The 24,282-nt window shown below is 43.1% G+C and carries 19 protein-coding genes and 6 pseudogenes; 2 read left to right on the top strand and 23 right to left on the bottom strand.

Annotated elements, in window-relative coordinates:
* Nucleotides 1-21: 21 nt before the first annotated feature.
* The 12 genes and pseudogenes from upp to prfA all read right to left on the bottom strand — a co-directional run bounded on the left by upp (nucleotide 22) and on the right by prfA (nucleotide 9,797).
* The gene (gene upp / locus NXM86_RS00680; protein ID WP_062754422.1) at nucleotides 22-651 is read right to left on the bottom strand and encodes a uracil phosphoribosyltransferase; all 630 of its coding nucleotides are present in this window, start codon (nucleotides 649-651) and stop codon (nucleotides 22-24) included.
* A 123-nt stretch (nucleotides 652-774) separates the two neighbouring features.
* Nucleotides 775-2,010: a serine hydroxymethyltransferase gene (gene glyA, locus NXM86_RS00675; RefSeq protein WP_062754424.1), complete on the bottom strand. Its 1,236-nt coding sequence runs from the start codon at nucleotides 2,008-2,010 to the stop codon at nucleotides 775-777.
* Between the two features lie 92 nt (nucleotides 2,011-2,102).
* Nucleotides 2,103-2,681: a TIGR01440 family protein gene (locus tag NXM86_RS00670; protein WP_015865320.1), complete on the bottom strand. Its 579-nt coding sequence runs from the start codon at nucleotides 2,679-2,681 to the stop codon at nucleotides 2,103-2,105.
* A 19-nt stretch (nucleotides 2,682-2,700) separates the two neighbouring features.
* On the bottom strand, nucleotides 2,701-3,147 hold the full coding sequence (gene rpiB, locus NXM86_RS00665; protein ID WP_015865321.1) for a ribose 5-phosphate isomerase B: 447 nt from the start codon (nucleotides 3,145-3,147) through the stop codon (nucleotides 2,701-2,703).
* A 90-nt stretch (nucleotides 3,148-3,237) separates the two neighbouring features.
* On the bottom strand, nucleotides 3,238-4,533 hold the full coding sequence (locus NXM86_RS00660) for a methyl-accepting chemotaxis protein (RefSeq protein WP_062754428.1): 1,296 nt from the start codon (nucleotides 4,531-4,533) through the stop codon (nucleotides 3,238-3,240).
* 11 nt (nucleotides 4,534-4,544) lie between these two features.
* The gene (locus NXM86_RS00655; protein ID WP_062754430.1) at nucleotides 4,545-4,991 is read right to left on the bottom strand and encodes a low molecular weight protein arginine phosphatase; all 447 of its coding nucleotides are present in this window, start codon (nucleotides 4,989-4,991) and stop codon (nucleotides 4,545-4,547) included.
* A gap of 150 nt (nucleotides 4,992-5,141) precedes the next feature.
* Entirely contained in the window at nucleotides 5,142-5,696 is a 555-nt protein-coding gene (locus NXM86_RS00650; RefSeq protein ID WP_081188468.1) for a manganese efflux pump MntP, read from the bottom strand.
* Nucleotides 5,697-5,758: 62 nt separating this feature from the next.
* Nucleotides 5,759-6,805 (bottom strand): L-threonylcarbamoyladenylate synthase, encoded by a 1,047-nt coding sequence (locus NXM86_RS00645; protein ID WP_081188470.1) that lies wholly within the window; start codon nucleotides 6,803-6,805, stop codon nucleotides 5,759-5,761.
* A gap of 199 nt (nucleotides 6,806-7,004) precedes the next feature.
* Nucleotides 7,005-7,214, bottom strand: coding sequence for a hypothetical protein (locus tag NXM86_RS00640; protein ID WP_498958423.1), 210 nt, complete (start codon nucleotides 7,212-7,214; stop codon nucleotides 7,005-7,007).
* 38 nt (nucleotides 7,215-7,252) lie between these two features.
* Nucleotides 7,253-7,768 (bottom strand): annotated as a pseudogene (gene spoIIR, locus NXM86_RS00635) (stage II sporulation protein R); the annotation flags it as partial.
* Between the two features lie 96 nt (nucleotides 7,769-7,864).
* Complete coding sequence (prmC, locus tag NXM86_RS00630; RefSeq protein ID WP_498958422.1) at nucleotides 7,865-8,731, bottom strand: peptide chain release factor N(5)-glutamine methyltransferase; 867 nt, start codon at nucleotides 8,729-8,731, stop codon at nucleotides 7,865-7,867.
* Entirely contained in the window at nucleotides 8,721-9,797 is a 1,077-nt protein-coding gene (gene prfA / locus NXM86_RS00625; RefSeq protein ID WP_015865328.1) for a peptide chain release factor 1, read from the bottom strand. The genes prmC and prfA overlap by 11 nt, the downstream gene beginning before the upstream one ends.
* 275 nt (nucleotides 9,798-10,072) lie before the next feature.
* Here prfA and adhP point away from each other — a divergent pair, with 275 nt between their 5' ends.
* Nucleotides 10,073-11,095: an alcohol dehydrogenase AdhP gene (gene adhP, locus NXM86_RS00620; protein ID WP_062678137.1), complete on the top strand. Its 1,023-nt coding sequence runs from the start codon at nucleotides 10,073-10,075 to the stop codon at nucleotides 11,093-11,095.
* A gap of 77 nt (nucleotides 11,096-11,172) precedes the next feature.
* On the top strand, nucleotides 11,173-12,690 hold the full coding sequence (gene adh, locus NXM86_RS00615) for an aldehyde dehydrogenase (protein WP_081188478.1): 1,518 nt from the start codon (nucleotides 11,173-11,175) through the stop codon (nucleotides 12,688-12,690).
* Nucleotides 12,691-12,731: 41 nt separating this feature from the next.
* Here adh and NXM86_RS00610 read toward each other — a convergent pair.
* The 11 genes and pseudogenes from NXM86_RS00610 to murA form a co-directional block, all read right to left on the bottom strand.
* A pseudogene (locus NXM86_RS00610) lies at nucleotides 12,732-14,185 on the bottom strand (sigma-54-dependent transcriptional regulator).
* Between the two features lie 19 nt (nucleotides 14,186-14,204).
* A pseudogene (locus tag NXM86_RS00605) lies at nucleotides 14,205-15,862 on the bottom strand (sensor histidine kinase).
* A 2-nt stretch (nucleotides 15,863-15,864) separates the two neighbouring features.
* A pseudogene (locus NXM86_RS00600) lies at nucleotides 15,865-17,011 on the bottom strand (iron-containing alcohol dehydrogenase).
* A 253-nt stretch (nucleotides 17,012-17,264) separates the two neighbouring features.
* Nucleotides 17,265-17,405 (bottom strand): hypothetical protein, encoded by a 141-nt coding sequence (locus NXM86_RS00595; RefSeq protein ID WP_171698837.1) that lies wholly within the window; start codon nucleotides 17,403-17,405, stop codon nucleotides 17,265-17,267.
* A gap of 166 nt (nucleotides 17,406-17,571) precedes the next feature.
* A pseudogene (locus NXM86_RS00590) lies at nucleotides 17,572-18,619 on the bottom strand (RNA-guided endonuclease InsQ/TnpB family protein).
* A 31-nt stretch (nucleotides 18,620-18,650) separates the two neighbouring features.
* Nucleotides 18,651-19,022, bottom strand: a pseudogene (gene tnpA / locus NXM86_RS00585) (IS200/IS605 family transposase).
* 190 nt (nucleotides 19,023-19,212) lie between these two features.
* Nucleotides 19,213-19,830: a thymidine kinase gene (locus tag NXM86_RS00580; protein ID WP_081188486.1), complete on the bottom strand. Its 618-nt coding sequence runs from the start codon at nucleotides 19,828-19,830 to the stop codon at nucleotides 19,213-19,215.
* Between the two features lie 273 nt (nucleotides 19,831-20,103).
* Nucleotides 20,104-20,304, bottom strand: coding sequence for a 50S ribosomal protein L31 (gene rpmE / locus NXM86_RS00575; RefSeq protein ID WP_081188488.1), 201 nt, complete (start codon nucleotides 20,302-20,304; stop codon nucleotides 20,104-20,106).
* A 246-nt stretch (nucleotides 20,305-20,550) separates the two neighbouring features.
* The gene (gene rho / locus NXM86_RS00570; RefSeq protein WP_498958421.1) at nucleotides 20,551-21,777 is read right to left on the bottom strand and encodes a transcription termination factor Rho; all 1,227 of its coding nucleotides are present in this window, start codon (nucleotides 21,775-21,777) and stop codon (nucleotides 20,551-20,553) included.
* Between the two features lie 224 nt (nucleotides 21,778-22,001).
* Nucleotides 22,002-22,964: a class II fructose-bisphosphatase gene (gene glpX / locus NXM86_RS00565; RefSeq protein ID WP_062754452.1), complete on the bottom strand. Its 963-nt coding sequence runs from the start codon at nucleotides 22,962-22,964 to the stop codon at nucleotides 22,002-22,004.
* A 27-nt stretch (nucleotides 22,965-22,991) separates the two neighbouring features.
* A complete protein-coding gene (gene murA, locus NXM86_RS00560; protein ID WP_089098262.1) occupies nucleotides 22,992-24,278 on the bottom strand; it encodes a UDP-N-acetylglucosamine 1-carboxyvinyltransferase in 1,287 nt (428 codons plus the stop codon).
* Between the last annotated feature and the right edge of the window lie 4 nt (nucleotides 24,279-24,282).

The raw sequence follows: 24,282 nt of genomic DNA, 5'->3' as shown, positions 1-24,282 counted from the left end.
AAATGATACCGTCTTTGGAATTTATTTTGTGCCGAATAAGCGATCACCGGCATCTCCAAGGCCTGGAACGATATAGCCGTGATCGTTTAGCTTTTCATCGAGTGCAGCAATGTAAATATCGACATCCGGGTGTGCTTGTTTCACCGCTTCCACCCCTTCTGGGGCAGCAATTAAGCACATGAATTTAATGCTTTTTGCGCCGCGTTTTTTTAAGGCGTTAATCGCTTCTACCGCTGATCCGCCTGTCGCGAGCATTGGGTCCACAACAATAAAATCGCGCTCTTCTACATCGGTCGGCAGCTTCACGTAATATTCAACCGGTTTTAACGTTTCTGGGTCGCGATATAACCCGATATGGCCGACTTTCGCGGCTGGAATCAATTTTAAAATGCCATCGACCATACCGATTCCTGCGCGCAAAATCGGGATTACACCAAGTTTTTTGCCTGCGATTACTTTCGATTTTGCTTTGCTGACCGGTGTCTCAATTTCTACTTCTTCAAGCGGGAGATCGCGCGTAATTTCAAACGCCATCAACGTCGCCACTTCTTCGACAAGTTCACGAAACTCTTTCGTGCCAGTGTTTTTGTCGCGAATATATGTCAGCTTATGTTGAATAAGTGGATGATCGAATACATATACTTTTCCCATTTTGCACTCTCCTCTTTGTTTGCGGTTTACACTTCCATTAATTCTACCGAAAAATATACGTGTATTCAACTACAAACAAAAACGCGCCTCTAAAGACATTCGTCTTAGAGGCGCGTTTTTTTGTCAACGATATAATGGGAATTTTTCCGTTAATGCCGCTACGCGTTTTCGCGCTTCTTCCAATTTTGCTTCGTCTTCGTGATTTTTTAATGTAAGACTAATAATGCTTGCGATTTCATCCATTTCTTCCAAACCGAATCCGCGCGTCGTTACCGCGGCGGTGCCGATACGGATGCCGCTTGTCACAAATGGGCTTTCCGGATCGTACGGAATCGTATTTTTGTTGACGGTGATACCGACTTCGTCCAACACTTTTTCCGCCACTTTTCCAGTGAGGCCAAGGGAACGTAAATCAATTAACAACAAGTGGTTGTCTGTTCCGCCGGAAACGAGTGTAAAGCCTTCTTTTTTCAATGCTTCCGCGAGGCGTTTTGCGTTGTTGATGATATTTTGCGCATATGTTTTAAAGCTGTCTTGCAGTGCTTCACCGAGCGCGACTGCTTTCGCCGCGATGACGTGCATGAGCGGTCCGCCTTGAATGCCTGGGAAGATCGCTTTGTCAATTTGTTTTGCAAACTCTTCTTTGCAAAGGATCATGCCGCCGCGCGGTCCGCGGAGCGTCTTATGCGTTGTTGTGGTCACAAAATGCGCATATGGCACCGGATTTGGATGAAGACCTGCCGCAACAAGACCTGCAATGTGCGCCATGTCTACCATCAAGTACGCCCCTACTTCATCAGCGATTTCACGGAAACGTTTAAAATCGATGACGCGCGGATAAGCGCTTGCCCCTGCTACAATCAGTTTCGGCTTATGTATGCGCGCTTTTTCAAGCACATCATCATAATCAATGACATGTGTTTCTGGATCGACACCATATTCGACAAAGTTATATTGAATGCCGCTAAAGTTGACTGGGCTGCCATGCGTTAAATGACCGCCGTGCGACAAATTCATCCCAAGCACCGTATCGCCATGTTCCAAAACAGTAAAATATACCGCCATGTTCGCTTGTGCGCCAGAATGCGGCTGTACGTTGGCATGTTCCGCGCCAAACAATTTTTTCGCCCGTTCGCGCGCGAGATCCTCGACGACATCGACATATTCGCAGCCACCATAATAGCGGCGTCCCGGATATCCTTCGGCATATTTATTCGTTAATACCGATCCTTGCGCTTCCATAACAGCGCGGCTGACAAAATTTTCTGACGCGATTAATTCAATTTTTGATTGCTGCCGTTTCAACTCATTTTGAATCGCTTCAAATACTTGCGGATCTTGTTGTGGCAAGTAGTTCATCACTAGCTCCCCCTCATTTCGAAATAATGAATATTCTTTTTTATTTTACCAGCTTTTTGCGGGTAGATTCAAAGAAAAAATGAACAAAATCATCAGGAAGTGCAAGAAGTATTCGGATTTTCTAAAGAGTAGACTGCGCGGGCGCCGCCGATCAGTTTCGGTCTCGTTTTTGCCAATGTCACATGGGCATGTCCCACTTGCTTTAACGACACGCGCACAGGAACAGCGACATGCTTTAAATGCATGCCGATCAATGTATCGCCGATATCAATGCCGGCATCTGCTTTAATAAATTCGACAACGACGGGATCGTTCATATGACGATACGCGTATTCAGCCATTGCTCCGCCGGCTGTTCGGACAGGGATGACCGAGACGATTTCAAGCTGACGGGACATGGCGGTCTGTCTTTCTACAACAAGCGCGCGGTTTAAATGTTCGCAACATTGAAACGCTAGCTGCACCCCTGTTTCCTCATGCCACTTTCTCAATTCGGCAAACAGCATTTCGGCGACTTCCGTTGAGCCAGCTGTTCCGATTTTCTCGCCGATCACTTCGCTTGTGCTGCAGCCGATGACAAGAATATGCTCGGATGAAAGCGGGACTTGCTTTCGAAATTCACGAATAATCGTCTGCCATTGCTGCTTCCATTCGGATAATGGGGAAGACATATTGACGATTCCTCCCATGTTATAAATGTTTGTTTTCATATTGTGTAATTTTTTCCACGCGTCGTGCGTGACGTCCGCCTTCAAATTCCGTCGTCAACCACACTTTCGCGATTTCACGCGCTAATCCTGGTCCAATGACGCGTTCTCCCATCGCTAATATGTTGCTATCATTATGCTGGCGCGTTAATTTGGCGCTATATACGTCGTGACAGAGCGCGCAACGAATGCCTTTTACTTTATTAGCGGCAATCGTCATGCCAATTCCGGTGCCGCAAATTAAAATGCCGCGATCCACTTCCCCGTTTGCGACTTTTTCCGCAACTGGAATCGCGTAATCAGGATAATCGACCGATGTTTCGCATTCACATCCTAAGTCGATGTACTCGATCCCCATTTCGTCCATTAATTTTTTAATTTCTTCACGAATATGAATTCCGCCGTGATCAGATGCAATCGCTACTTTCATGTTCATTTCCTCCTTGTTTTGTCATATAGAAAAAAGCCGCCTTTCTATTCATTTTACATGTTTCCGATATAGAAGGCGACCTTTCTAATTTTATCTTGTACCAAATTGGTCGATCGTTTCTTTTAATTTTTTCGCTTGTTCCGCCAATTCTTCCGCTAGTTTGTTTACATGCTGAATAACAGAAGTTTGTTCTTGTGTCGCCGCCGTTACTTCCATCGCCCCAGCCGACGTTTCTTCGGCAATCGCCGCAACTTCTTGTGATTGAATCGATGCTTTTTCGATATGTGACATTTGTTCTTTCGCTAATTCCGCAATTTCATGGACGGAACGAACGACTTCGTGAATCGATTTGGTCATTTCCGCAATCGCGTCGTTCGTATCGGCGCCTTTTGCGGCTTCTTCATTCGCGGATTTTACTTGCTCATGAATTTGTGATACGACATGTGCGACTTCCTTTTGAATGTTTTGAATCAGCTCAGAAATCCCTTGAACCGCTTTTGCGCTCTCATCCGCAAGCTTCCGGACTTCTTCCGCGACAACAGCAAAACCTTTTCCATGCTCGCCAGCTCGCGCCGCTTCAATGGAAGCATTTAAGGCAAGCAAGTTCGTTTGCCCGGCAATATCACCGACTAGAGAGATAATGTTTTCCACTTCTTTCGCGTGTTGCTCCAGCCGCTCGACCGCACTTAAAGACGTTTGATTATTGCGCGCCAATTGTTCGATTCCGCTGACAAGCGAACTAATGACTTCACGGCTTTTATGTAATGTTGTCACCATTTCCTTCGCTAATTGTTCGGATTGATTCGCCTTTTGCTGCACTTGATTCGCAATGCGCAGCACATCATCCACCGACTCAGCAGCCGTTTGCATCGATACAGCAGAGTCATTCGCGCCTTTAGAAATTTCTTCAATCGTGTGGGCAATATCTTTCGAACGCTCTGCCGCAACAAGGGAAGCGTTCGTAATTTCCACGACTTTCTCATTCGTGCGAGAAAAATTATCTTCAATATTTTTCACGATTGTTCGCAAACTTCGCAACATTTCATTAAAAGCAATCCCTAATGAGCGGATTTCATCATCTGATTTGGGCAACGGAACATCTTCATTAATTTGTCCGCTTGCTGCTTTGATTGCCGCCTGTTCTAACCGATGCAACGGCTTTACGATCAATCCTGATGCCATGTATGCAAGCAAGCCTGACCAAATGATTCCAAGCAATAGTATAATAATGGTAAACGCGCTTTTGTTCATCGAAGTGAAGAATAAATCATACAAAACATAAATAAAAAATGCGCTTGTAGAATACGTAATGATGGCCAATATGGTTGTAAATGCAACAATTTTTAGACGTAAACTAAAACGATATCTCTGTTTTGCCCTTTCCATTCCCTTTCCTCCTACTGATTTCCACCAAGCTTACGCACGAGGTGATCAATCAGCTTTTCTAGCTCATCTCTCGTCTTGCGATACGTTTCAACAGAACCGCCAAACGGATCGGATACGTCCCCTTGTTTTCCGAAAACAAATTCTTTGAGAGTGAACGTTTTCTCTTTCGCTTCTGGAAATCTTTCAATGATTAACTGCTTATGCCCAGCCGTCATGGCAAAAATATGCGTCGCCCAATCGATATCTTCTTTTTTCAGCATTGATGAACGATGTTTTGTTTCGATTCCCTTTTCCTTTAACACCGTTTTTACGTGAAGCGAAGCATCGCTTCCTTCCGCAGCAAACACCCCCGCTGATTTCACCTCCAAATCTGGCAATTGTTTGCTTTTTAATAACGCTGCCGCCATCGGGCTGCGGCATGTGTTTCCCGTACAAACAAATAAAATGCGATGCGACATACAAACACCTCTTACCGTTCATAACTCGACTAACGTACAAATTAATTATAATAAAAATTACCAGCAAAATATAGTGTCAAAAAAGCGGCCCAAAAAGCTCAAACTTCTTTTTGGAGCAGCTCTTTTGTTTTTTAGTGAGCAGCGGCCAACTTAAAACGAAAATAATAGTTTCAGCCCCAACGCTAACAAAATACTGCCGCCAAGCGCCTCACTGTAAGCACCAAGCCATTGTTGGAAATGACGCCCTAACATTAATCCCATCCACGTCAACACCGTGCTGAAAAAACCGAACAATAAAATCGTAAGCAATGTTCGCGCGCCGTAAATGCCGAGACTAAGCCCGACGGAAAAGCTGTCAAGGCTCACACTAAAAGCAAAAAAAATAAGTCCTATTCCCATTGGCGAAACAAACCTATCGCTTTCCTTTTTAAAGGATGTAACAATCATTTGAATTCCTAACAATAGCAGCAACGCCCCTCCGATATAAGAGGCGATGCTGCCAAATTGGTATGATAAAAAGCGGCCGAGGAACATTCCTAAAAACGGCATAATAATATGAAAAAGCCCAATCATAATGCCTATGTAAAAAATTTGTTTTAATTGCAATCGAAACAACCCCATGCCTAATGCGACGGAGAATGCATCCATTCCTAATGCAAACGCCATCATCGATAGTGCCACAAGTTCGCCGATGAACATCTTCATTTGATTTCCCTCCCGGACTTGCCTTACTGTTAACATATGCATGTCCGGGAATTTTAGAAGATTTATTTTTCATCAATCACTTGATGACCTGCGGCTTTTTTCAGCCGATTCATAATAGCTTCTCCAATTCCTTCTGTCGGAAACGATTCGCTATAAATGAAATCAACATCTGTTTCGTCAAATTTTCGAAGCGTATCATATAAATGGCTTGCTACGGTATGTAAATCATGACGCGATCCGCACGCTAACACTACATCGGCATCATAAAAAGAGCGGTTTTCTTCTGTCGTTAGGACACCGACTTTTTTTCCAAGCGTACGTTGTTTATTCACAAGCGTTTGCAAAAAAGCCGGAGAGCCTTGAACAATCGCCATTGGTGATTTTGGGGCGTAATGTGTATATTTCATTCCCGGTGATTTCGGTGTTTGCCGTTCATCGGTTAGCGCGCTATCTACGAAAACATTTCCGATCACTTTCTCGAGTGCTTCCTTTGTTACACCGCCCGGACGTAAAATTGTCGGCACTTTCGTTGTACAGTCAAGAACGGTCGATTCCACTCCAATACCTGTTTCCCCGCCATCAACAATGCCAGCAATCCGTCCATTTAAGTCAGCGAACACATGCGCCGCTGTCGTTGGGCTCGGACGCCCTGATATATTGGCACTCGGCGCGGCCAATGGCAATCCGCTGGCTTCAATTAACGCAAGGGCGACTGGATGTGCTGGCATGCGCACCGCTACAGTAGGCAACCCTGCTGTTACTGGATCAGAAATCACTCCTTCTTTTTTTGGCAGAACGAGCGTAAGCGGTCCTGGCCAAAAGCGTTTTATTAACGTATGCGCCACATCAGGAATGGCAGAAACCATCTCTTCTAGCTGTTTAAGATGAGCGATGTGGACAATAAGCGGATTATCACTTGGGCGGCCTTTTGCCGCGAAAATTTTTTCCACTGCTTTTGCATCTTTCGCGTTTGCCCCCAGTCCATACACCGTTTCCGTTGGGAAAGCGACAACCTCGCCGGATTTCAATAGTTGTGCAGCCTCTTTAACCTGTGGATAAATACTTTGTTTATCAACAATATTATCCACAATCCAAATATTCGTTTCCACTCTGTTCCCCCCAACTATCGTTGCTGCTTGCTAGCAAAATAGTATAAAAATATCAACAATCTCTTCGAGAATTATATCTTAAAATGAAAAAAAGAAAAAAGTTTCGCAAAATTTATCCACAAAATGTGGATAAATGTGTTATTTTAGTGGATAAGTTTGTGGATATGTGAGTGAGTTTTACACATTTATCCACAAACTATTATGGAATCAATTGTTCAATAAGTTCTTTCACGAAAAATTTGACTTCCACAGGTTGATCATTTTCTGCTACAAACGGAGACGGCGTCGTTGCTATACTTGCCCGCTTTACTTCCTCTTCTTTTATGGTTTTTTCCTTCTTGCTGCTTTGTTCTTGCTGTTCGTCTGTTTCTACCGTTTCCTTATTCTCTCCTTGTGCAGGAGCGAACACCTCTTTTTATTGTCATTGGCGTCGTATGGTTGCTCGTTCATTCGCACCGCATCGCTATTGCTAAAATCAAGAAAACAAAGCGGCGGAAATAAAACGCACCACCAGTTTGCTCCTTTTCCCTCGCCAAGCGTAATTAAAACAGCATCATATTGCCCGGCTGGATAAACGTAATTCCCATAAATTTTTGTCGGAAAATCGACTTTTCCGAACTGTACTTTATACGATTGATCGCTGTGTTCTTTTCGCAACACATCCGCTACAGTTTGTTCAATTTCTGGAATATGGGATCGAATCACTTGCTTTGCCTCTTGAAAAGACGTTAAATCGGCTACCCACTCATTAATTTGCGCATTCACCGCGTTGCGCACTTTTCGTTTCAACGCTTGATCTTCCGCAGAATCGCTATTGGCTAAAATCCGCAGACGGATCGCTTCGTCCGGAATAGCGACCGTCGCGTTTTCCCCCGCTTTCGTTTGATGGCCATATACATTTACCAGCACCCCGATGATTAATAGAAGTATATATAAAATAATTCCGATATTCTTTTGATTCATTTGCTTGCACCGTCCTTTCACTTTTCATTGTGGACAGCGCAAGCAAATTTTAAACTCTATCAATCTAAAAAAATAACTTCCAGGTGGTACTGGAAGTTATTTTCCTAATGATGCATATACCATTCGGTCTTTTCCGTTAATGTCGAAAACAACTTCCACCTCTGCTTGTGGAAACGTCTGCCGCAATATTGCCGCGACCGTCTCTCCCTGCCCAGCTCCTACTTCGAACGCGACAAGCGCGCGTTCTTTTAATACGAATGGCAGCTCGCGGGCGAAACGGCGGTAAAAATCAAGGCCGTCTTTGCCGCCGGAAAGCGCCCGTAAAGGCTCGTAATCTTTTACGACAGGGGAAAGCGAAGCAATTTCATTCTCCGGAATATACGGCGGATTGGAAACGACAACGTCTACTTTGCGATTGGCCTCTATAAGGGGCTGCAATAAGTCGCCGCAAATAAATGCAACGTCCGCTCCAAGACGTTCCGCATTTCGCCTTGCCACTTCCAGAGCCTCGGGAGCAATATCGATGGCCGCAACGCGAAGCGATTCGTTTTCTAATGCCAGCGTAATCGCAATCGCCCCGCTTCCTGTCCCGACGTCGACCACATCGATCATTTTATTTCCCGGGAATAATTGTGTGATTCTGGTTAGCACGCCTTCCACTAATTCCTCTGTTTCCGGGCGGGGGATCAGCACATTGCGATTGACGAGAAACGGCCGGCCGTAAAATTGTTCCAAACCGATCAGATGCTGCACCGGAACATGTTCATACACATGCTTACGAACATCTGCTTCAAATGATTGGCGCACGTTTTCATCGATTGGATCGCGCAGCCGGGCAAACAGCTGCGCTCTTGTGATTTGCAAATGGTGGCAAAGCAATAGTTCCGCGGCCCGCTCTTCTTTGCCATGTTGTTTTAAAAAAGAAGAAGCCCATGTGAGGACTTCGTAAATTTTATAGCTCATTGTTCGCTTGCTCCAATTTTTTTGATTGATCGTCTAATATCAGTGCTTCAATAATTTCATCGAGGTTGCCGTCTAACACTTGGTCAAGCTTTTGAATCGTCAATCCAATGCGATGGTCGGTCACACGGTTTTGCGGGAAGTTATACGTGCGAATTCGCTCCGAACGATCCCCTGTTCCAACTGCTTGTTTGCGCGTCTGATCGTATTCCGCGCGCGCTTCTTGTTGGTATTTGTCATAAATGCGGGCGCGTAACACTTTCATTGCTTTTTCTTTGTTTTTAATTTGCGATTTTTCGTCTTGGCACGTTACGACAATTCCCGTTGGAATGTGCGTCAAACGAACCGCCGACATCGTGGTGTTCACGCTTTGTCCACCCGGTCCGCTCGATGCAAACGTATCGACGCGAATATCTTTTTCGTTAATTTCGACTTCGATTTCTTCCATTTCCGGCAAACAAGCAACCGTTGCCGTCGATGTGTGAATACGTCCGCCAGATTCCGTTTCCGGGACGCGCTGCACTCGGTGCGCGCCGTTTTCGTATTTCAGCTTGGAATACGCTCCTTTTCCGATAATCGTAAAAATAATTTCTTTATATCCTCCAAGCCCGGTCGGACTCGCTTCAATAACTTCCGTTTTCCATCCTTGCGATTCCGCATAGCGTGTATACATCCGGTACAAGTCGCCGGCAAATAGCGCCGCTTCCTCGCCGCCTGCCGCGGCACGGATTTCCATAATAACGTTTTTCTCATCGTTCGGATCTTTCGGAAGAAGAAGAATTTTTAACTTATTGACAAGCTCTTCTTCTTTTTGTTCCAACTCATCAATTTCTTCTTTCACCATTTCCCGCATTTCTGGATCAAGCTTCTCTTCTAACATCGCTTTTGCCTCATCCAGCTGCTTGCGGACCGATTTGTATTCGCGATACGTTTGTACCGTCTCTGATAAATCCGATTGCTCTTTCGAATAGTCGCGAAGTTTTTTTGGATCGTTAATCACTTCTGGATCCATTAGCAGTTGATTTAATTTTTCATAACGTTCTTCTACTGCTTCCAGACGTTCAAACACGTTTTTCACCTCTGTTTTTCGATGCACAGTCTAATTTATTATTATATCCCAAATATATGAAACAGAAAAGTGTGTATAGTATAAGAGAGTTTCACAAGCCAAATAAAATAAATATTACGAAAATTAGTCAAAATCATCGAGATTTCGTTCAATTTTAACAAAAATTCGGCAAAAAATAGATATTGGTCATAGAAAAATCGTTTTTTTCTATTGGCATACTTTTTGCAAAGTAAATTAGCGAAACTATTTTTCAAATTTAGAAAGGGGTAGGGAGAATGAAAGCAGCAGTCGTCAATGAATTTAAGCAAAAATTAGAAATTAAAGAGGTGGAAAAACCGAAGCTAAACTACGGAGAAGTACTTATCAAAATTGAAGCTTGCGGGGTTTGCCACACCGATTTGCATGCTGCGCACGGAGACTGGCCAGTCAAGCCAAAATTGCCTTTAATTCCTGGACACGAAGGGGTAGGGATTGTTGTCGAAGTAGCAGAAGGAGTAAAATCCGTTAAAGTAGGTGACCGTGTCGGTGTCCCATGGCTATACTCCGCTTGCGGAGAATGTGAATATTGCTTGAGCGGGCAAGAAACACTTTGCCCACATCAATTAAACGGTGGATATTCCGTCGATGGGGGATATGCGGAATACTGCAAAGCACCTGCCGATTATGTCGCAAAAATCCCAGAAAATTTAGATCCAGTCGAAGTCGCGCCAATTCTCTGCGCGGGAGTAACGACATACAAAGCGCTAAAAGTGTCTAACGCCAAACCGGGAGAATGGGTAGCCATCTACGGAATCGGAGGATTAGGGCATATTGCTCTTCAATACGCGAAAGCAATGGGATTCAACGTTGTCGCGGTCGATATTAGCGATGAAAAAATAGATCTTGCCAAACAATTAGGGGCGGATATTGCTATTAATGGACTAAAAGAGGATCCAGTAGAAGCTATTCATGAAAAAGTAGGCGGAGTGCACGCTGCCATTAGCGTTGCCGTAACGAAAAAAGCGTTTGAACAAGCCTATAAATCTGTAAGACGCGGCGGATGCCTTGTTGTTGTTGGATTGCCTAACGATGAACTGCCAATCCCTATTTTCGATACGGTATTAAATGGAATTACGGTGAAAGGATCAATCGTCGGTACGAGAAAAGATATGCAAGAAGCGTTGGATTTCGCTGCGAGAGGAAAAGTACGCCCTATTGTAGAAACCGCTCCACTAGAACAAATCAATGAAGTATTTGAGAGAATGGAAAAAGGAAAAATTAACGGCCGGGTCGTTTTAACAATCGGTGTAAACCGTTAATGGAACATATGATCCACACGGGAGACGGTCTTTTTGACCGCTCCCTATTCAAAATGACATTATAGGAGGGAAAAAGCATGATTTATAGCCGCCCAGGAGAAAAAGACGCAAAAGTACAATTTAAAACAAGATATGATAATTATATTAATGGTGAATGGGTTCCGCCTATTGGAGGGCAATATTTCGAAAATATCACCCCTGTAACTGGCGAAGTGTTTTGTGAAGTCGCTCGCTCCCAAGCAGAAGATATTGAGTTAGCGTTAGACGCTGCCCATGCTGCAAAAGAATCATGGGGAAAAACTTCTCCAGCGGAAAGAGCGTTAATTTTAAATAAAATTGCCGATCGCATTGAGGCTAATCTAGAAATGCTCGCGGTAGCTGAAACGTGGGACAATGGCAAGCCTATTCGAGAAACATTGAATGCTGACTTACCGTTATGTATTGATCATTTTCGTTACTTTGCCGGAGTTATCCGCGCCCAGGAAGGCACGATCAGCCAAATTGATGATGATACAGTAGCTTATCATTTCCATGAACCGTTAGGCGTTGTTGGACAAATTATTCCTTGGAACTTTCCGTTATTAATGGCTGCATGGAAAATCGCTCCCGCACTGGCAGCGGGCAATTGCATTGTGTTAAAACCAGCAGAGCAAACTCCTGCTTCCATTATGGTGCTGATGGAACTTATCGGTGATCTATTGCCACCAGGAGTACTAAATGTCGTTAATGGATTTGGTCTTGAAGCTGGAAAACCTCTAGCTTCGAGTTCACGTATCGCCAAAATCGCCTTTACCGGAGAAACGACAACAGGTCGGCTTATTATGCAATATGCTTCCCAAAATATCATTCCAGTTACTCTTGAGCTAGGCGGCAAATCTCCAAACATATTTTTCCCTGACGTGATGGATCAAGAAGACGAATTTTTAGACAAAGCCATTGAAGGATTTGCGATGTTTGCTCTCAACCAAGGAGAAGTATGTACATGCCCATCTCGAGCGCTCATTCATGAATCAATTTATGATGATTTTATGGAACGAGCGTTAGAGAGAGTAAAAAATATTAAAACAGGAAACCCATTAGATACTGATACAATGATGGGTGCACAAGCCTCATCCGAACAAATGGAAAAAATACTTTCTTACATTGAAATTGGTAAACAAGAAGGAGCAGAATGCCTCATCGGTGGAGAAAAAAACATTATTGAAGGATTCGAAAATGGATATTATATTAAGCCGACTGTATTTAAAGGTCATAATAAAATGAGAATCTTTCAAGAAGAAATTTTTGGACCGGTTGTATCTGTTACTACATTTAAAGATGAAAAGGAAGCATTAGAAATTGCCAATGATACATTATATGGCTTAGGCGCAGGAGTTTGGACACGAAATATTAATCTTGCCTATCGTTTTGGTAGAGGTATTCAAGCTGGTAGGGTATGGACGAATTGTTATCACTCGTATCCAGCCCATGCTGCATTTGGCGGTTATAAACTATCTGGATTTGGACGGGAAACACATAAAATGATGCTATCCCATTATCAACAAACAAAGAACTTATTGGTAAGTTACAGCCCAAAAGCCCAAGGATTTTTCTGAAAAATAAAAATAATATGTTAAAAAGGGACTGCTTTTAAATTTTATTCTTTTAAAGCAGTCCCTTTTTCTTTCAGTAAATAGCGAAGCTGGCGCACCGTAATGTTTAACCGTTCTGCCGCTTCTTTTTTATCTCCTAATGTTTCCTTCAACGTTTTCCAAACGAAAAATCGTCCGATCTGTGTTTCTAAATCTTTTACGGCATCTAAAACATGTTGAAGATCAAGCCGCTCATTGTTTTCTTTCCATAATGATAAAATATAGCCGGTCCAGTTTTGCAAGTAAGATTCTAAATCCATCTCGTTGTTATTTTTAATTTCACTTGATGGAATCGAAGATATATTCGTTTCCGTTCTTATTTTTTCTGGAAGATAATCAGGAGTGATGACCATCGTTTCGCCTTCCGCCAACGTCACCGCTCTTTTTACGACGTTAAAAAGCTCTCTCACATTTCCCGGCCATGAATATTGTTTCATTTGCAAAATAGCATCGTCGGAAAAAATAAGAGTAGAATTCAGCTTTTTTAAAAAGTGCTTGATCAAAATAGGTAAATCATCTATCCGTTCTCTTAAAGGAGGGATCGTTAATTTTACTACATCTAACCGGTATAATAAGTCTTCACGAAACGTTTTTTCTTTTACCGCCTGACTGAGATTGACATGAGAAGCGGCAATAATTCTAGCATTGGTTCTACGGACGGTTTCGCCACCGACGCGAATATACTCTCCTGTTTCCAACACACGTAATAATTTTACTTGTGTAGCTAAGGATGCTTCCCCTATTTCGTCCAAAAATAATGTCCCTCTGTTCGCGATCTCGAAAATCCCTTTCTTTTCTTTCAACGCTCCCGTAAACGCCCCTTTTTCATGGCCAAACAATTCGCTTTCAAGCAGCGTTCCGACAGCGCTCCGCAGTTGATTCCAATAAAAGGCTGGTCATAACGCATGCTTGCTTGATGAATAAAATGCGCGAGCACTTCTTTTCCCGTTCCGGTCTCTCCTTCAATTAACACGTTTACGTTTTTTTTCGCAATTTTATAAGCAAGCTTGATTAAATCGTTCATTTCTTTATTCGTTCCGATAACAAAACCGAGCGCTTCCGCTAACTTATACATATCATGTTGAGACGAATGGATTTCACTATCCATTAATTCTTCAATAGTTTTTTCTAACTCATCAATATCATCGAATGGCTTCTCAATATAATCACTTGCGCCATACTTAATTGCTTCTACCGCAGTCTTCACAGTGCTGTATCCCGTCATAATAATGACCTTGCACGATGGTTGAACGGCTTTTAACTGTTTTAATAGCTCTAACCCATTTGTGTCTGGCAGCTTTACATCAATTAAGGCAAGGTCAAATGAATATTGTTGAATTAATTTTAAAAAGTCTTTGCCGTTCCATCCTAACTTGACATGATATCCTTTTCCCTCTAACAAATGAAGAAAAAATGTACATACTTCTCGTTCATCGTCAATCACTAACACATTGGGCATTAATTGTTCACTCCCACGTTTATTGCTTTGCCGGCAGCTTTAACATAAATGTACTTCCTTTTCCAGGATGGCTTATCACCTCGATGGTCCCTCCGTGAGCTTGCGCGATTCCTAAGCTGACGGATAATCCAAGTCCCGTTCCTTTCCCGGGCCTTTTCGTCGTAAAGAAAGGATTGAAAATCTCTTGCAAGTATTGTTCTTCAATTCCTTTGCCGTTATCTTGAACCGATAAAAGCACCCACTTTTTGCCGTCTTCCGTCACCGATTTTGTTTCAATGGAAATGACTTTTTTTGGAATATCCATCTCTTCCAATGCGTCTTTTGCATTAATTAAAAGATTTAAAACAATTTGTCCGATTTGCTGAATATTTCCTTCAATCAATTCCAGTGAATGATCTAATTTTTTCTGAATGGTGATATTTTGTTTCTTAATTTGATCACCGATTAACCCTAGCACTTGCTCCACCGCTTCATTGACAGAGCAATCTTCAAACATATATTCATCTTGCCTTGAGAAAGTCAATAAATTTTGGATAATCGTTTTACATCTCTTTCCGCACGAATAAATATCGGAAAGCAATTTGTAGGATCGATCATCTGCTGTTCTTAACAGCAATTGGGCATTGCCTAAAATAGCCGTCAATGGGTTATTCAATTCATGGGCGATTCCCGCTGCCATCTCTCCGATCGCGGCCAACTTTCCTGATTGGACTAATTGCGCTTCAATCCGGAGTTTTTCCGTAATGTCATTAATATAAATAATAATGGCATAGATGTGTTGACTTTCATTGAATACTGGATAAGCACGCAATTCACATACTCGCTTTTGAAAATGAATCTCCTGATAGACAGGCTTTTTTGTTTGAACCATTTTCAGCACGGGACTGTTATGGATGTCTAACGATAAAAGTTGATGAAAGTTTCGTTTCTCCCGTGGATATAAATGAAGTTGGAAAAAATCTTTCGCTGCGTCATTATATTTCAAAATATTTCCTTCTAAATCAACGACTAAAATCATCTCTGAAACCGCGCGAAATGTTTCCTCCCACTCTTTTTTGCTAGTGAGAACCTCGTTATAAAGACGAGCATTTTCGATGCACACGGCTAACTGGTCACAAAACTGTTGGAAAAAGGTCAAATCATCTTCGTCATATTCTATGATTTCTTTGCTTCCTATGCAGAGCACACCGATGACTTTCCCTTTGTGAATAAGCGGGACTAACAATACACTGCGAATTCCTAAAGATTCATATACTTTATTTTCTATATAGTCTTCATAGTTTTCTTTATTGGAATCTACTTGATAAAAGATTTTTTCAAGTGATTCAACTGCTTTCCAATAAAGGGAATGCTCTTTTGACAACTCAAATCCAATCGGAAAATATAATGAGTGAGGAGGATAAACATTGGTTAAAATCAATTTTTCATTTTCATACATAGATAAACTAATTCTTTCGATTGGAAAAATCGTTTGCAGCTTATCAAAAACGTTTTTCAACATTTCATCGATGGACATATCGACATTAAAACTTTTTGTTACATCATTAATAATTTCCAACTGCATATTTTTCTTTTTGAGCTCAATCACCGTTTTCTTTAATTCGTTATAGTAACTTTTTTCGAAGACTGAACGCCAGTTAATAAGTTAATCATTTGTTGCCGATCTTCTACTTCCATCTCTACCATGCCCTTCTAAATATTTCTTCAATATCTTCTACTGTGACATCTCGAGGATTGGTGATCATACAAGCATCATGGAGGGCGATGACACTCATATGCGGTATTTCGTCTTTTTCTAATCCTATATCGGATAATCGTTGCGGAGCGTCAATCTCCATTGTTAATTGTTTGATATACTCAATCGCTTTTTTTCCCGCTTCCATGTGCGACAATCCTCGAATATCAATACCGAGAAATGTCGCGATATCCGCAAATTTTTTCGGATTGGCCAATAGATTATATCCATCACATATGGAAGTAAAATAGAATTAATATCGCCGTGAAGAACGGGATACTTTCCTCCGACCGCATGCGACATCGCATGCACCGCGCCTAAAATGGAGTTAGAAAACGCAAGGCCAGCCTGCAAACTAGCCATTGCCATATGTGTCTTCGCTTCTTTGTTTATTTTTGAAGCAACAGATGGACGCAAATATTCTGATACTAAAGAAATAGCGTTTTTTGCTTGAACATCGGTTAATGGGGTTGCGGCTAAACTTACGTATGATTCAATGCCATGCGTTAAAACATCTAAGCCGGTTGAAGCAGTTAAACGGGCGCTTTTTGTCGATAATGTTTCTGGATCAATAATTGCAATATCTGGAATAAGGGATTTGGAAATAATCGTCATCTTTTTTTGTCCTAATGTATCTACGATGACGGAAAATTGTGATACTTCAGAACCTGATCCAGCCGTTGTAGGAATCATCACTTGTGGAGGCAATGGGTTTCTGATTTTGTCCACCCCTTCATAATCGTGAATCTTTCCTCCATTGGTGGCCAAAATGGCAATGGCCTTCGCCACATCTAAAGGACTTCCTCCACCAATTCCTATGATCGCATCACATTCATTTTCTATGTAAACTTTGCATCCTTTTTCCACTTCGATATCTTTTGGGTTAACCGTTACATCGTGAAATATCGTGTATTTTAAATTCGCCTGTTTGCAGCTTTTACGACGACATCCAACCATCCGGCTTCGATCACTCCTGGGTCACTGACAATTAAAACATTAGTTGCTCCAAGCCGCAAACAGCTTTCCCCTACATGCTCAATAGCACCATTCCCAAAAATGATCTCCGGCATCACGAATTTATGAATATTCATATTACCCACCTAACCAAAAAGTTGTCAAAGTCATCTAAAGGACATTTTATTCGACACCATTATGTATATTCCTACATTCAATTATATCAATTTAGGTGTATTCTCGACATATAATAAATTGGATACCTCTTTTCCGTCGAATTTAGCCAAATTTTTCTTTTTTAATCAAAAACGTATAAAAAAGCATAACTAACCATCAAATTACAATATTTGATGAAGAAAAAGATCCATCTTCTTCTCAGAAGATGAATCCTTAATCTAAACGCACATGAATATCGTACGTCGGAATGGCTTTTGTGAGCAACTGATGAATCCGTTTCTGTTCTTTTTGCCGTTTTTCCTCTGACATCGAGGAAGGAACGTGAACCGTCACGTACATATCGTTTCCGTTCATCCAAACAGACCCAGGTTTTTGACACTCCGCCCGACTAAAGTCGTGGGATTCTTGGGTGGTAGTCGGAAGTCCATTTCTGGTATCCGTAGTTCCCCCAAGTTCAGGGGTGTGCCATCACCCCGTCCTACGGCAGAGCCTATAGCTCCGTAGGCTGGCAGACTTTCGCTTACGCTACTCCATCTGCCACAGGTGCTTTCATGATATTTAACGCACCCACTCGATCCCGATGCGCGATGTACCCACACCTACATACATACTTGCGGTCTCTGGCTTTATTTTTTGTTCCGCATTGCGGACAATGTTGAGAAGTGTATTTCGGGTCTACATACACGACCGAAATTCCAGCTAACTTAGCTTTGTATTCAATAAATCTTGAAAGCTGATAAAAACTCCATGTATGCAAGTGCTTTTCGTTTTTACGGCTTGTTCTTGCCGTCTGACGAATGTTCGTCAGCTTTTCCAGTTTAATAACGGAGACATCTTCCTTGATTGCCATGTTGACAATCTGGCGGCTGATTTTGTGGTTGATGTCTTTCATAATGCGCTGCTCTTTATTGTTCATTTTACGAATAGCGGACAACTTCTTCAGTTTCCCTAACTTTCTCCTTCTTTGTTGATATTTACGGCGAATATATTTGTTTTGCCTTCCATTTCCGAAGAAACGGGTTTTTTCCATTCGAAGTCACCGCTACCGCGGGAACTTTTAGCCCGAGATCCACCCCCATGACCTTTTCATTTTTCTTTTTGGTCACAGGGATGCTTAGCGAAACTTGTGCATACCACTTCCCACTCTTTTCCACAATGCGCATCAGTCCAAGTTTGGCATGTTGGATCAGGTTATTGTCCCGCTCTGTCACGATCGCTCGAAATCTTGTTTTTCTCGTTTTTCCATCCAACATAATCGGAAACGCGATCATTTGCTCGCCAATGGTATAGTTTTGATTATTTACGAAATATACCGGTTTTTTGAGGATGGGGCGCTTCCCTTCTTTTTTCATCTTCTTGGATACACTTTTCGCGTCACGAATCGCTTGATTCAGAACAGCCGAAGGAAGATGGGCGTTCACATCTTTTGTCGTTACTTTTGGGAAAGAACCTTCTTTCTCGGCTCGTTCGGTTAAAGCATTGACTGTTTGGATATATTCTCTGCTCAACTGACGAAGCAGTTCAGGGTTATCTGGAAAGAGTCGAATGTTAATCGTCAATGCTTGCACCGTTTCACCCCCTTGTTTTTTGTTCTTCCACCTATCGTTTGATGGTTTCACTGGATACATTTCCTGCGGTGCTGACAAAGAAGGAACGTGTTCATAGGATAGGCAAATGAGCAAGATGGGGAAATTCTTGCCTTAAAATCCGAGAAGTCACTCCTTTCACTTTGGCCATGATGCCTGATGGGGAATCCGTAGGAAGGCAGTTGAAGAACAAATGGCAATGGTCTGGCATCACTTCCATGGCAAGGATGTTCCAATGATGTTTGGAACAAATCTCTTGGACAAGTTCTTTAAACCGAATTTCCACTGGACCTGTTCATATCTTTCTTCGATAGCGCGGGCAGAAAACAAAGTGGTAGTGGATGAGAGAAACGGTGGTTTTGGTACGTCTGTATTCTTGTCTCATACGTTGATTGTATCAGTTGTCCCAACAAAATCCAACAAAAATGAATGATTTAAAAAATAAAGGCGTTTCATCCCACCACTAAAGAAGTGGGCTTTCACGCCTTCTCTTCTGTAAGTTTCACATCATTTGTCGCCTCCCTGCTGTTAGGTTTTCCCGCATTCCCAAAAATATAGATGGTAGGATTCACCGTTTAACGGGCGAAATGATGGTTTGTTTTATCCGTTTTCCTCGGTTTGCCGGGAACTTCATGATGATGGCGGCAGCGTGGTTCGTATGCCTCGCTGGCGCCTACTAAAATCACCGGATCATCATAAGAGGCCGGAACGCCGTTAATGAGCCGCTGCGTCCGGCTTGCAGGGGAACCGCATACCGTGCATACCGCTTGCAGTTTTGTGACTGATTCGGCAATCGCCATTAACGTTGGTACAGGTCCAAACGGTTCGCCACGGAAATCTTGGTCCAACCCCGCGACAATGACGCGATAGCCGCGGTCTGCCAGCGTCTGCACGACATCGATAATGTCATCGGAAAAAAACTGCACTTCGTCGATAGCAATAACGTCTGTTTTTTCTGAAATATGCTCAAAAATTTCTTTCGGCGAGGAAACAGGAATGGCGATCACCGAATTGCCGTTATGCGATACAACCGCTTCGTCGCTATAACGATTATCAATGGTCGGTTTAAATACTTTCACTTCTTGTTTGGCAAATGTCGCGCGACGAACGCGGCGGATCAATTCTTCTGATTTTCCGGAAAACATGCTTCCGCAAATGACCTCAAGCCAGCCGGACTGCTTCATAATATACATGAAATGCCTCTCCCTTCGTTCTCATCTGCCGGCGTATGTATGTTTTATTGTACCTTGTTTGCCCATAAAAAAACAGGCAAGAATCAGCCGCTTGCCTGTTTTTCATGAAATTCGTTAGGACGTGATAGACGCTTAAGCGCCCTCCGCTTTTCTTATTGTCCAGCTCGGCTCGCAACCGCTCGGGGTCAAATAACCTTCTCCCTCAGGGTGCAAGCACCCCTACGGGCGAAGAACATTTGCCCTTCGCGGTTAAGCAGCTCGCCTTCGCTTTTCTTATTTCAAGCCGTATTTTTTGTTGAATTTATCGACACGTCCTGTAGCAGAAACAAATTTTTGACGTCCTGTAAAGAATGGATGACATTCGGAGCAAATTTCTACACGCAATTCATCTTTTACAGAACCGCTTTCAAATTCGTTTCCACATGCGCAACGTACGATTACTTTTTTGTACTCTGGATGAATTCCTGGTTTCATGATCTTCACTCCTTCTGCCCTGTATCATTTCGAAACAGAGTTTGTATATCATTATTTTTATCATATTTTGGCGTTTGTCAAAACACACATGGTAAAATTATAACAACTTTAATGTTCTTTTGCAACCAGTGATTTTTGCCGATTTCTTCCCTCGGTTCTATTAAATTCGCACGGCTCCATTACTTTTCCATTCTTCATCAAGCATCGCAAAAAATTCTTCGTTTGATTTTGTTTGACGTAGTTTGCTTAAGAACCGCTCAATAAAATCAGGGGAATCAGACATTGTTTTTCGAATCGCCCATAATTTTTCAAGATGCTCTTTCGGAATGAGCAACTCTTCTTTACGCGTACCTGAGCGACGAATATCGATGGCTGGAAAATACGCCGCTCCGCCAGCGATCGGTCAAGATGGAGTTCCATATTTCCGGTGCCTTTAAATTCCTCGTATATAACATCATCCATACGCGAACCTGTATCAACAAGAGCAGTAGCTAAAATCGTTAGACTGCCGCCTTCTTCAATATTGCGGGCCGCTCCGAAAAACCGTTTCGGACGGTGGAACGCAGCCGGATCAATCCCCCCTGAAAGCGTGCGGCCGCTTGGCGGGATGACTAAGTTATAAGCGCGTGCTAAACGAGTGATGCTATCCATAAGAATAACGACATCTCGTTTATGTTCGACAAGACGCATCGCTCTTTCTAACACTAATTCCGCTACTTTAATATGATTTTCCGGCACTTCGTCAAACGTCGAGCTGACAACGTCACCATTGACCGACCGCTCGATGTCTGTTACTTCCTCTGGACGTTCGTCAATGAGGAGAACAATGAGTTCTACTTCTGGATGATTGGTCGTGATGCTGTTGGCGATTTCTTTTAATAACATCGTTTTTCCCGCTTTTGGAGGAGCTACAATCAATCCGCGCTGCCCGAATCCGACCGGGGCAATTAAGTCGATAATTCTCGTTGATAGCTTGTCCGGGGTTGTTTCTAATTTCATTTGTCGATTTGGGTATAAAGGTGTTAATGCCGGGAAGTGCACGCGTTCCTTTGCGACTTCTGGGTCTTCGCCATTGACTGCTTCGACATGAAGCAATCCGAAATAGCGTTCATTTTCTTTTGGAGGACGCACTTTTCCAGACACTTTATCCCCGTTTCGCAAATCAAATCGGCGAATTTGTGACGCGGAAATATAAATATCTTCGGAGCTTGGGGAATAGTTGATCGGACGTAAAAAGCCGAATCCTTCTGATTGAATGATTTCAAGCACGCCCTCCATAAAAAACAATCCATCTTGTTCCGCACGCGCTTTCAAAATGGCAAAAATAAGCTCTTTTTTTGTTAGCTTACTGTAATAAGAAATTTTATATTGGCGAGCAAGCTCATAGAGCTCTTTCAGTTTCATATTTTCTAATGTAGAAAGTGTTAACTCCATTTCGACACCACACTTTTGCAATTTTTCATGTTCTTCCATACTCACTCCAAACCTTCAATTTATTATGAATTTTAAAACGGATGGGATGAAAAGAAGGCGATGAAGGCTGAAAATGAAGTAGAAATGGCAGAGCTTATTTTATGCACACGCAGCATGACTATTTTACCCTTTTTATCGTTTTTTAATCAACAGTTTTTTATTTCGTGATATAAAATAAGCAAGGGCGACAGGTTGAACCTTTTTCGCCCCGCTGGCATTCGCTTTTACTTGATGACTAAATTTGGTTTTTTCTTCAAGCTGTGCCGCCCTTCAATAAAACGAACGGTTCCTGATTTCGCACGCATCACAACGGAGTGAGTTTCGCCATATGCACCTTTAAATTGAACGCCTCGCAACAATTCCCCATCTGTTACGCCAGTTGCAGCAAAAATAGCGTCGTCGCCTTTCACCAAATCTTCCATGCGAAGCACTTTCGTTACATCAATCCCCATTTTTTTGCATCGTTCTACTTCCTGTTCATTTTGCGGCAATAATTTTCCTTGAATTTCTCCTCCCAAACATTTCAGCGCTACCGCAGCCAATACTCCTTCCGGCGCCCCGCCAGAACCGAACAAAATATCTACACCTGTATGGTCAAATGCGGTATTAATCGCAGCGGCAACATCGCCGTCATTGATCAGCTTAATGCGCGCTCCCGCTTCTCTTAGCTCAGCGATGAGCCGTTCATGGCGCGGTCTGTTTAATACGACGGCAACGACATCTTCAATATCTTTGTTTTTCGCTTTTGCAACCGCTTTTAAATTATCAATCACCGGTGCTTCAATATCAATCATTCCGACCGCTTCAGGACCGACGGCGATTTTATCCATGTACATGTCAGGAGCGTGAAGCAAATTGCCATGGTCCGCCACCGCAACGACCGCTAATGCGTTCCAACCGCCGGAAGCAACGATATTTGTTCCTTCTAGCGGATCTACTGCAACATCCACACGAGGTCCATAGCCGTTGCCGAGCTTTTCTCCGATATATAACATCGGTGCTTCGTCCATTTCTCCTTCACCGATGACGACCGTTCCCTTCATCGGAACGGTATCAAATACATTGCGCATGGCCGTTGTTGCTGCTTCGTCTGCCTCGTTCTTTTTGCCTCGCCCCATCCATCTGGCGGCGGCGAGAGCAGCTGCTTCCGTGACACGAACAAGTTCCATTGTTAAACTTCTTTCCATCGGAACTTCCCCCTTCCCCTTTGTCGCTTACGCATTTTTGACTTGTTCAATCTCTTCATCCGTCATTTTTTCTCGCCAAATCGTTGCGCCTATGTTGGTTAACTTTTCGACAAGATTGCTATATCCGCGGTCAATATGTTCTACTCCCGCAATTTCCGTAAGCCCTTCTGCCATTAAACCTGCAACCACAAGCGCCGCGCCTGCGCGTAAATCACTCGCTTTCACTTTTGCGCCTTGCAGCCGAACCGGACCGGTAATAATGGCGGAACAGCCTTCCACCTTTATGTTCGCATTCATTCTACGGAGCTCATCGACATGCTTAAAGCGGGCTCTATAAATCGTATCAGTCACAATGCTTGTCCCTTGCGCTTTTGTTAAAAGCGCTGTAAACGGTTGCTGTAAATCGGTTGGAAAACCAGGATAAACAAGCGTTTTCACATCTACTGCTTTTAAAGCTGGTACACTAGAAACAAGGATTTGATCGTCGCTCGTTTCCACATGCACGCCCATTTCGCGTAATTTTGCGGTCAATGATTCAACGTGCTGAGGAATAACGTTATCGACGATTACTTCCTTCCCCATCGCTGCCGCAGCAATCATATATGTACCAGCCTCAATGCGGTCCGGAATAATCGAATGACGACATCCTGATAATTTCTCAACACCGTCGATGCGAATGACATCGGTTCCGGCGCCTTTAATTTTTGCTCCCATGTTGGAAAGCAATGTCGCCACATCAATAATTTCCGGCTCTTTTGCAGCGTTTTCAATAATCGTCCGGCCTTTGGCGCGCACCGCGGCCAACATGATGTTAATCGTTGCCCCTACGCTTACCACATCTAAAAAAATACGGGCACCTCGCAATTCCTCCGCGCGCAAATAAATCGCACCTTGCTCGTTCGTTACTTTCGCTCCTAGCGCCTCAAAGCCTTTAATATGCTGGTCAATCGGGCGCGGACCTAGATGGCAGCCTCCTGGCAGCCCGACAACCGCTTTTTTAAAACGACCAAGCATTGCTCCCATTAAATAATACGAAGCACGCAATTTTTTTACTTTTCCATTCGGCAGCGGCATCGGTACCATATTGGTCGGATCGATGACCGCTTTTTTGCCATCGAAATGGAACGTTCCGCCAATCTCTTTAATTAAGTCGCCTAAAATTCGCACATCAGAAATGTCCGGCAATCCTTCGATTGTAACCGGTGAATCAGCGAGAATCGTAGCAGGGATGAGGGCAACGGCGCTATTTTTTGCGCCGCTTACCTTGATCGTTCCCTGCAGCGGATCACCGCCGATAATTTTGATTTTTTCCATTATA

It is taken from the genome of Geobacillus sp. CX412, from assembly GCF_027942335.1.
In the GTDB taxonomy this organism is placed as follows: Bacteria; Bacillota; Bacilli; order Bacillales; family Anoxybacillaceae; genus Parageobacillus_B; species Parageobacillus_B toebii.
This window is presented reverse-complemented; position numbering and strand designations above follow the sequence as displayed.